The 9344-nt window shown below is 71.0% G+C and carries 9 protein-coding genes; 3 read left to right on the forward strand and 6 right to left on the reverse strand.

The genetic code is table 11. The features are described from left to right. Window positions 1–2: 2 nt before the first annotated feature. From tatC to VFL99_RS01375, 4 genes are all read right to left on the reverse strand, one after another. Window positions 3–773: a twin-arginine translocase subunit TatC gene (tatC, locus tag VFL99_RS01360; RefSeq protein WP_325104523.1), complete on the reverse strand. Its 771-nt coding sequence runs from the start codon at window positions 771–773 to the stop codon at window positions 3–5. Between the two features lie 78 nt (window positions 774–851). Beyond that, window positions 852–1205, reverse strand: coding sequence for a Sec-independent protein translocase subunit TatA (gene tatA / locus VFL99_RS01365; RefSeq protein WP_325104524.1), 354 nt, complete (start codon window positions 1203–1205; stop codon window positions 852–854). Between the two features lie 106 nt (window positions 1206–1311). Then, a complete protein-coding gene (locus VFL99_RS01370) occupies window positions 1312–2295 on the reverse strand; it encodes a helix-turn-helix transcriptional regulator (protein ID WP_325104525.1) in 984 nt (327 codons plus the stop codon). Then, window positions 2292–3359: a helix-turn-helix transcriptional regulator gene (locus tag VFL99_RS01375; protein ID WP_325104526.1), complete on the reverse strand. Its 1068-nt coding sequence runs from the start codon at window positions 3357–3359 to the stop codon at window positions 2292–2294. Before VFL99_RS01375 ends, VFL99_RS01370 begins: the two co-directional genes overlap by 4 nt. A gap of 64 nt (window positions 3360–3423) precedes the next feature. Here VFL99_RS01375 and VFL99_RS01380 point away from each other — a divergent pair, with 64 nt between their 5' ends. After that, window positions 3424–4689 (forward strand): DUF3866 family protein, encoded by a 1266-nt coding sequence (locus VFL99_RS01380; protein ID WP_325104527.1) that lies wholly within the window; start codon window positions 3424–3426, stop codon window positions 4687–4689. A gap of 415 nt (window positions 4690–5104) precedes the next feature. Here the strand turns inward: VFL99_RS01380 and VFL99_RS01385 are convergent, their stop codons facing one another. Further along, window positions 5105–6004 carry an FKBP-type peptidyl-prolyl cis-trans isomerase gene (locus VFL99_RS01385; protein ID WP_325104528.1) on the reverse strand — a complete coding sequence of 300 codons (900 nt, stop codon included), beginning with the start codon at window positions 6002–6004 and terminating at the stop codon, window positions 5105–5107. A 281-nt stretch (window positions 6005–6285) separates the two neighbouring features. After that, entirely contained in the window at window positions 6286–7647 is a 1362-nt protein-coding gene (gene pafA / locus VFL99_RS01390) for a Pup--protein ligase (protein ID WP_325104529.1), read from the reverse strand. Between the two features lie 111 nt (window positions 7648–7758). On the opposite strand from pafA, the gene VFL99_RS01395 reads away from it, so the two are divergent. Next, a complete protein-coding gene (locus VFL99_RS01395; RefSeq protein WP_325104530.1) occupies window positions 7759–8913 on the forward strand; it encodes an IS630 family transposase in 1155 nt (384 codons plus the stop codon). Window positions 8914–8931: 18 nt separating this feature from the next. Next, complete coding sequence (locus VFL99_RS01400) at window positions 8932–9285, forward strand: hypothetical protein (protein WP_325104531.1); 354 nt, start codon at window positions 8932–8934, stop codon at window positions 9283–9285. The last annotated feature ends 59 nt before the right edge of the window (window positions 9286–9344 follow it).

Genomic DNA, 9344 nt, shown 5'->3' on the forward strand with positions numbered 1-9344 from the left:
CGCTAGAGCTCGCTGGCCTCGTCATCGGGCACGTCCACCCAGTTGGGCTGCTCCCGTGCCCGCTTGCGGTCCATGAGGAACGCGACGCCGACCGCGCCGTAGTAGAGCGCGACCATCGGCATCATCAGCGCCAGCATCGTCCAGGCGTCCGGCGTCGGGGTCATCATCGCGGCGAAGACGGCGATCAGCATGACCGCGACCCGCCACCCCTTGAGCATCACGCGGGCCGGCAGCACGTGGGCGACGTTGAGCATGACGAGGAAGACCGGGAGGAGGAAGGCGCAGCCGAAGGCGAGGATGAACCGGGTCACGAAGGCCAGGTACATCGAGGCGTCGGCGAGGTTCGCCTGACCGGCGGGGGTGAACGAGTAGAGCACCTCCACGGCCTTGGGCAGTGCCCAGGTGGCCAGGTAGCAGCCGCCGAGGAAGAGCGGGACGGCCGCGCAGATGAACGCCATGGCGGTGCGGCGTTCCTTCTTGGTCAGGCCCGGCACGAGGAACGCCCAGATCTGGTAGAGCCAGATCGGGCTGGCGACGATGATCCCGAGGAACAGCGCGACCTTGAGCTGGATCGAGAACGGTTGGGTGACTCCGCCGAAGTTCAGGTTGACCAGGACGTCACCGCGGGCGTGGCGCACCGCGGCCAGCGGTGCCGTCAGCTTGTGGATGAGCGGGTCGTAGAGCAGCCAGCCGGCCACGGCTCCCAGCAGGATGCCGATGGCGGCGATGACGACCCGCTTGCGCAACTCGCGCAGGTGGTCGGCGAGCGACATCCGCCCTTCAGGGTTGTCGCGTCGCCTCAGGCCGGGCATGCGTGTGGTGGACAGGACGAAGTATGCCGGTCAGTCGGGTCAGGCGCCGTGCTGCTGCCCGTGCGGCTGGTGCTGCGGGTCGTCCTGCGCCGCGTCGCGCCACTGCTGCTCGGGGCCGTCCGCCGGCGTGGACCCGGTGGAGGACCCGGACCCCTGCTCGCGACGCGTCTCCGCGCGCTGCTCCGGGTCGTGGATCACGTCCCCACGCACCGTGTCGCGGCTGGCCGGCGACTTGCCGTCGTTCTTCATCTCGCCCATCTCCGACTTGAAGATGCGCATGGAGCGACCCATGCTCCGGGCCGCATCCGGCAACCGCTTCCAGCCGAAGACGACGACGACCACGATGATGAGCAGCACGATGTGCCAGCCCTCGAAGAGTCCGCGCCAACCCATGATCTGTGTACCTTCCGTCGTGCGTTCGCCGTGCTCCGTGCGGTGCTACTGCGTCCTGGGTGTTGCCGGCGACGATACGCGCGGCCAAGTCTACGTCCTGGTGAGGCTAGCGAAAGGAACCTGCGTGATCGGCATACGCGTCCAGGGCGCGTCGGGCCGTGTCGGCGACCTCCGCGGCCAGGTCCGCGGGCTCCAGCACGGTGGCCTGGCCACCGAGGCGCAGCAGCAGCCGCCGCAGCCAGGCGGTGTCCGCCGTGCGCAGCACGACCGTGCGGCTGCCGTCGTCGTGCTCGGTGACCGACTCCGTCGGGTAGTAGTCGGCCACCCAGGAGGCGGAGGGAGCGAGACGGAGCCGCACCCGCAGGTCGGTGGGTGCCGGCGCGAAGACGCCTGCGTCCAGGTTGCGCTGACGCGCCTCCGACGGGGGCGTGCCGTCCTCGTCGAGCAGGTCCAGCCGCTCCATGCGGTCGAAGCGGAAGAGGCGGACGTCCTCGGCGCGGTGGCACCAGGCCTCGAGGTACCAGGTGCCGTCGACGTTGAGCACCCGCATCGGGTCGACGTCGCGCTCGGTGGCCTCGTCCCGGGCGGCCACCAGGTAGCGCAGGTGGAGCCGGCGGTGCTCGGCGACCGCCCGCTGGGCGCTGGTGAGCTGACCGGCCTCGCTGCCCTCGTCGATGGTCACCCGGATCCGCGAGCTGGCCTCGGCGAGCTGTCCGGTGGCGGCCTCCAGCTTGGCCAGCGCCCGGTCGACCGCCTCCCGGTCGCCGATCCCCGGCACGGCGGCGAGCGCCCGCAGCCCGGCGATGAGGGCGATCGCCTCGTCGACCCCGAGCCGCAGGGGGCGGGCGATCGGGTCGGCGTTGCCGAGGTAGACCTTGCCGCCCTCCCACTCGGCCTCGATGAGGTCGTCGGGCATGTGGCCGGGGGTCCCGCAGACGAAGAGCAGCTGCAGGTCCTCCTCGATCTGCTCGGTGGACACGCCGAGCTCGCGGGCGGCCTCCTCGATGTCGATGCCCTGCCGGTTGAGCAGCCAGGGCACCATGGTCAGCAGCCGTGACAGCCGGCTGGTGGCGGACTCGTTGCTGCTCACGCGTTGACCTCCGTGCCGGGCTCGGCCGTGGACTGGGGCCTTGACTCGACTCCGGACTCGGGCGTGGACTCGGCCCTGAGGACGCCGGTGAGCCGGCGCACCACGGCGTCGACCAGCTCGGTCGGCTCCAGGACGACCACGTCCGGGCCGAAGGAGGCGAGCTCGTCGGCGAAGATCTCCACGTCGTTGAAGTCCAGGCCCACCTGCGACCAGTCCGCGTCGAGGTCACGCACCAGCGTGGCCCGCCGGCGCAGCGTGTGCCCGGCCCCGCGGCGCACCCTCACCGCGGCCGGCTGCGGCGGTCGCTCCTGGGCCATCTGGTCGATCATCGGCCGGGGGTCGTGCCCGGCCGGCACCTCGTAGGACCCGGGCTTGCCGTCGCGGGCCACCTTGCCCTCGATCCGGCCGAGCCGGAACACCCGCTCGGCGTCCCGGTCGGTGTCGAACCCGGTGAGGTACCACCGGCCGTGCCAGGAGGCGATGCCCCAGGGCTGGACGTGTCGCGTGGTGCGCTCCCCCGACCGGGCCGCCCGGTAGTCGAACCGGATCGGGTATCGCCCCACCACCGCCTGCTTGACCGCGTCGAAGGCCGGCTCGGCGGTGCGGACCCGCGGCTCGAGCCCGACGATCGAGGCGTCGTCGCGCTCCACGCCCGCCGCCTCCAGCTTGCGCAGGGCCTGTGCCGCCGGCGCGCCCAGGCTCGCCCGGTGCCACGTGCGGCTCGCGAGGCCGAGCACCGCGAGCTCGTCCGGCTCGAAGGAGATGTCCGGCAGTGCGTACTCGCGCCGGTCGATCCGGTAGCCGGGCTCGTCGTCGAACAGCACGTCCGCGGCCTCGGTGATGAGCGGGATGCCGAGGTCGCGCAGCTCGTCCTTGTCGCGCTCGAACATGCGGTCGAACGCCTCCACGGAGGCCGTCTGGGCGTATTGCGGCACCGCGTCGCGGATCTTCGCCTTGGACAACGGCCGGCGGGTGTAGAGCAGGCAGATGACCAGGTTGAGCAGCCGCTCGGTCTTGTCGCTGTTGTGGGCGGCCCTGCGGCCCCCGTCCGTCCTCGATGCCATCGGGATGACCGTACCCGAACCGGCTCCGGGTTCGTGCTCAGCACGTGCTCGTTACGCTGCACGGATGGTGACGTGGCGCGAGGGCGTGGTCCTCGCCGTCCGCTCCCGCCGCCCCGGGGCCGTGGAGTATGCCGTGCGCCTGGCTCCCGTGGCCTCCGCACCGCCGGCAGTCGTCGCCGCCGTGGGGTATGCCGACCTGGTCGGCGAGGCGGGGGTCGGCGAGCGGGTGCTGCTCACCACCGACGCCCTCGACGAGGGGCTCGGCACCGGCGGGGTCGCCTTCGTCGCCGCGCTGCCCGACCGGGTCCCGGCTGCCTCCGAGGCCGCTGGTGAGACCGGCGAGGGCTGGGAGGCCGGTACGCGCGGGAGGACCCGTGCGGGCGGCGAGGCCGGCGCGACGGGGAGCCGTGGCCGAGTCGTGAAGGTCCGCTACACCCCGCTGCAGACCCTCGTGCCGGCGGTGGAGGATCACGACAGCCTCCACCACGAGCTCTTGCGCGAGGCCGACGACCTCGCCGGACTGCCCGTCGTGGTCGCCGACCTGCACTCCGCGCTGCCGGCCGTGCTGGCCGCGCTGCGGCAGGACGCACCGTCAGCCCGCGTCGCCTACGTGATGACCGACGAGGCGGCGCTCCCGCTGGCGTTCTCCCGCGCGGTGGCCGCTCTGCGCGAGGCCGGGTGGCTGGCCGGCGTCGTCACCACGGGCCAGGCGTTCGGCGGCGACCTGGATTCGGTCACCCTGCACAGCGGGTTGCTCGCTGCCCGCCACGTCCTGTCGGCAGATGCTGTCGTGGTGGCGCCCGGGCCCGGTGGTGTCGGCACCGGTACGCGGTGGGGCTTCACCGGTGTCGCCGCGGGCGAGGCGGTGAACGCGGTCGGCACGCTGGGCGGCCGAGCCGTCGGCGCCCTGCGTGTGTCGGGTGCGGATCCGCGGGAGCGCCACCGGGGGCTGTCGCACCACAGTCGCACCGCCTACGGGCGGGTCGCCCTGACCAGCGCGGACCTGCCCGTGCCGGTCCCGCCGCCGGCGTCTGTCGACTCCGACGGCGGCGATGGTCCGGCTGGGGCCGACGCCGCCGCGACGTGCCGCCTGCGGGAGCTGCAGCCGCTTCTCCAGCGGCAGGTGAGCGACCTGGTGGGGGGCGCCAGGGCGAGGCTCACGGCATACGACGTGGACGTGACGGGCCTCGTGACAGCTCTGCACGCGGGTCCGGCGCCCCTGTCCAGCATGGGGCGCTCGCTGCAGGAGGACCCGGTCGCCTTCCTGGCCGCCGCAGCCGCCGGCCGCCACGCCGCGACACTCCTGCCGTGCCGGGTCCGCCGCCCCTGAGCGCGATCTAGGGACTCTCCACCAGATCTAGGGACTCTCCACCAGATCTAGGGGGATTCCGCGCGATCTGGGGACTCTGTCCCGGATCTAGGCAGTTTTCGCGTGATCTCGGGACTCTCCGGACGGGGAAGAGTCCCGAGATGCGTGGCAAAGCCCCTAGATGCGGCTGGACGCCCAATCCCTGCAGGTCGCGCCGGCTCTGGGGCGCGCACCATCCCCGAGACCGGGCCTGCCGACGCGCACCTCGCCCACCAGCCCGCGCACCATCCTCGAGACCGGGGCCTGCCGAGCCAGCAAGCCCTTGGTCTCAGCGCGATCTCGGGAGTTTCCGCGCGATCTCGGGACTTTCCGGCCGATGAAAGCCCCGAGATTCGCGGGAAAGTCCCGAGATGCGCGGGAGAGTCCCTAGATCGGGCTACTGGGTGGTGGTGCCGAGGATGTCGACGACGAAGACCAGGGTGTCGGTGCCCTTGATCCCGGCCTGCGGCTGGCCCTTCTTGCCGTAGCCGTCGTTCGGCGGGACCACCAGGAGCAGTCGGCTGCCGACCCGCTGGCCAACGAGCCCCTTGTCCCAGCCGGGGATGACCCGGCCCACGCCGATCGGGAACGACGCGGGCGCGCCGCCGTGGTCGAAGTTGGAGTCGAACTTCTTGCCGTTGCGCCAGATGACGCCGGTGTAGTTGACGCTCACCGTCTCGCCGGCCTTGACGACTTGGCCCTTGCCCTTGACCAGCGGCTGCACGACCAGGCTCTTCGGCGGCTGCTTGCCCTTGGGAACGGTGATCGTGGCGGCCTTGCCGTCGTGGTAGGCCACCTTGGGCAGGCCCGGCTTCGGCGCGACCGCCGTGCCCTGGGCGTGCTTGAGCAGGTTCTGCGAGCTCTTCAGGTCGACGAGCCACACCATGGTGTCGTTGCCGCCGATGCCCAGCTGCGGGTTGCCCTTGGAGCCGAAGGCGTCCTTGGGCGGGATCGCCACGACCACACGGTCACCGGCGTGGTGACCGGCCAGCCCCTTGATGAGGCCCGGCATGACGTGCTGGGAGTCGAGCTGGATGGTGATCGGCTGCTTGCCGAAGGTGGACTCCAGCTGCTTGCCGTTCTTGCCGTTGGCCACCGCGAAGTTGAAGGTGACCAGCTGCCCCTCCTTGACCGCTGCGCCCTTGCCCTTCTTGACGACCTTGTCCTCGGTCTTCGGCACGCCGAACGGCTTGGTGCTGAACGACAGCTGCGGCACCTTCTGCTGGGCGCCCTTGCCGCTCGAGCCCTTGCTGGCGCTGGCCGACGGCGAGGCGCTGGGGCTCGGTGCGGAGGCCATGACGACGTTCACGTCCGACATCGGGCTGTTCAGGGTGGGCTGGCTGGCCGACGCCGAGGATGACGACGAGGCGGAGGCCGAGCTGCTGCTGTGCGCCGAGCTGCTCTGACCACCGCAACCGGCGACGAGCACGAGGGGCAGCGCGGCCAGGGGGAGCAGCCGGAGGCGGGAGGTATGCACGGAAGTCGGACCTTTGCAGTGGGAGACGGGCAGCGTCGCGAGACGCCGCAACGATAACTGCCGAAACCCGGCGGCCGTTCCCCGCACCCGTCAGAGGTGCGTCACATCCCCTCGATGAGGCGCGCCACCCGCGGGTCGCTGGCGGCAAAGGGGTCCTTGCAGAGCACCGTGCGCTGGGCCTGGTCGTTGAGCTTCAGGTGCACCCAGTCGACGGTGAAGTCACGCCGGTGCTGCTGCGCCGCCCGGATGAAGTCGCCGCGCAGCTTGGCACGCGTGGTCTGCGGCGGGCGCGTCTTGGCCTCGAAGACCTCGAGGTCGGTGCACACCCGGGCGGTCCTCCCCCGGCGCTGGAGCAGGTAGAACAGTCCCCGGTCCCGGTTGATGTCGTGGTAGGCGAGGTCCAGCTGCAGCATGCGGGGGTGACCGAGGGACAGACCGTGCCGGTCGGCATACCGGCGCAGCATCTGGAACTTGATGACCCAGTCGATCTCGGTCTCCACCAGCGACAGGTCATCGGTCTCCACCGCGATGAGGGTGCGCTGCCACAGGTCGAGCACCTGCTTGTGGATCGGGTCGTCGAGGCCCTCGCGGTCGGCGAAGTCCCGTGCGCGCTCGTAGAACTCGCCCTGGATGTCGAGGGCGGACAGGAGCCGGCCGTTGGCCAGGCGCACGGTGCGTCGCCCGGTCATGTCGTGGCTGATGTCCCGGATCGCCCGGATCGGGTTCTCCAAGGACAGGTCGCGCATCACCGTCCCGGCCTCGATCATGCGCAGGACCAGGTCGGCCGAACCGACCTTGAGCATCGTGGTCGTCTCGCTCATGTTGGAGTCGCCCACGATGACGTGGAGCCGGCGGTAGCTCTCGGCGTCGGCGTGCGGCTCGTCGCGGGTGTTGATGATCGGCCGGGACCGGGTGGTGGCGCTGGAGACCCCCTCCCAGATGTGCTCCGCTCGCTGGCTCACGCAGTAGATGGCGCCGCGCGGCGTCTGCAGCACCTTGCCGGCGCCGACGATGATCTGCCGGCTGACGAGGAACGGGATGAGGACGTCGGCGAGCCGGCTGAACTCCCCGTGCCGGCCGACCAGGTAGTTCTCGTGGCAGCCGTAGCTGTTGCCGGCCGAGTCGGTGTTGTTCTTGAACAGGTAGATGTCGCCGGTGACGCCCTCCTCGGCGAGCCGCTGCTCGGCGTCGACGACCAGCCCCTCGAGGATCCGCTCCCCCGCCTTGTCGTGGACGACGAGTTCGGTGAGGTCGTCGCACTCGGCGGTGGCGTACTCCGGGTGGCTGCCGACGTCGAGATACAGCCGCGAGCCGTTGCGCAGGAACACGTTCGAGCTGCGGCCCCACGAGACCACCCGGCGGAACAGGTAGCGGGCGACCTCGTCCGGCGAGAGCCGGCGCTGGCCGCGGAAGGTGCACGTGACGCCGTACTCGGTCTCGATCCCGAAGATCCGTCGGTCCACGACCCGAGACTAGTGGTCGTGCCTGGAAGTACAGCGTCGTAAGTTGAGACGCGTCTCGGCGAGGGGAAGCGCCGAGCCTCCGTGATCTTGCTTTGCTCGGAGGCGTCTGCGATGTCTCGTCGGTCCCCGTTCGTCGTCGAGTTGTCCGAGGCCGATCGGACGGTGCTCGAGCAGCGTTCGCGCGCATACACGGCGCCCTACGCGCAGGTGCTGCGGGCCAGGATCGTGCTGATGGCCGCGGACGGCGAGCGCAATGCGGTGATCGCGCAGCGCCTGGATGTCGACGTCAGCGTGGTCAGCCGGTGGCGCAGGCGGTTCTGCGAGGCCGGTCTGGCGGGGTTGGACGACCGTCGGCGATCGGGCCGCCCGCGGTCCTTTCCGGCGCCGGTGGTCGCTGAGGTCAAGGCGATGGCCTGCGAACCGCCCGAGGTCCGGGAGGTGCCGCTGGCGCGGTGGAGTTCGGCGGAGTTGGCCGCTCAGGCCGTTGCCGAGGGCCTGGTGATGGCGGTCTCGGCCTCCACGGTCCGCCGCTGGCTGCACGATGATGCGATCCGCCCCTGGCTGCACCGCTCATGGATCTTCCCGCGCGATCCGGACTTCGCGGTCAAGGCCGCCCGGGTACTCGACCTCTACGCCCGAGTCTGGGACGGCGTCGCCCTCGGTGAGGACGAGTACGTCATCAGCGCCGATGAGAAGTCCCAGCTACAAGCCCTCTCGCGCCGCCATCGGGAACTCCCGCCCGGTTCGGGCCGGACTCGGCGGGTGGAGTTCGAGTACACCCGTGGCGGCACCCTGGCCTACTTCGGCGCCTACGACGTCCACCGCGCCCACCTGTTCGGCATGACCGCACCGAAGACCGGGATCGTCCCGTTCTCCGCGCTGGTCGAGCAGGTGATGACCACCGAGCCCTACGCCTCGGCCCGTCGGGTGTTCTGGATCGTGGACAACGGCTCCTCGCATAACGGAGTTCGTTCGATCCAGCGGATGCGCACGGCTTGGCCGACAGCCGAGCTGGTGCACCTGCCGATCCACGCCTCCTGGCTGAACCAGATCGAGATTGTCTTCTCCATCATCGGGCGCAAAGTGCTCCGCCCGGCCGACTTCGCAGACCTCGATGCCCTGGCCACACGGCTGACCGCGTTCGAGCCCCGGTTCAACGCCACCGCCACCCCGTTCGACTGGCGCTTCGGCCGCAGGGAACTGGACGATCTGCTGCACCGCATCGGCGCCCACCGGACCGCCGACCTCTCCCCGCTGGCGGCCTGACCCGGCGAGGATGGGCCGATGGCGACCCCGCCGGCCTCCACCAAGACCAGCCTGGGCCAACGGCTCAACACCCACGCCCGGGACCGCTGGCCGGCCCTGAGCAGGGTGAACGTCCGCTTCCGCGGCCAGTTCGCCTACGTCGACGGCCAGCTACCCGACGATGAGGTGCTACCGCTGTGCCGGCTGCGCTACGGCGGCTCAGCCAGCAGCTGGGGCTTCGCGATCTACCGCGCCAGCCACGACGACTACGAGGACTCCTTCCTGCCAAGCGGCCTCGCCGCCGGCAGCCCCGAGGAAGCCCTCGACTGCGCCTGCGGCCTCTACCTCAACGATCCCACCGCCTGGCAGCAGCCGGATACACCGCCGAACTAACAGGCAGGACCACTAGCGCCGTCCGGAGGCCCGAGCGGCCGGCCTCCCACGCGCCGAGC

The sequence above is a fragment of the Segeticoccus sp. genome (assembly GCF_035708005.1).

Bases quoted from the DNA above. Each gene is read 5' to 3' on its own strand.
- VFL99_RS01375 (WP_325104526.1), bottom strand. From the start codon at position 3,359: ATGGCATCGAGGACGGACGGGGGCCGCAGGGCCGCCCACAACAGCGAC.
- VFL99_RS01400 (WP_325104531.1), top strand. From the start codon at position 8,932: ATGGCGACCCCGCCGGCCTCCACCAAGACCAGCCTGGGCCAACGGCTC.
- VFL99_RS01380 (WP_325104527.1), top strand. From the start codon at position 3,424: ATGGTGACGTGGCGCGAGGGCGTGGTCCTCGCCGTCCGCTCCCGCCGC.
- tatA (WP_325104524.1), bottom strand. From the start codon at position 1,205: ATGGGTTGGCGCGGACTCTTCGAGGGCTGGCACATCGTGCTGCTCATC.
- VFL99_RS01395 (WP_325104530.1), top strand. From the start codon at position 7,759: ATGTCTCGTCGGTCCCCGTTCGTCGTCGAGTTGTCCGAGGCCGATCGG.
- VFL99_RS01385 (WP_325104528.1), bottom strand. From the start codon at position 6,004: ATGGCCTCCGCACCGAGCCCCAGCGCCTCGCCGTCGGCCAGCGCCAGC.
- tatC (WP_325104523.1), bottom strand. From the start codon at position 773: ATGTCGCTCGCCGACCACCTGCGCGAGTTGCGCAAGCGGGTCGTCATC.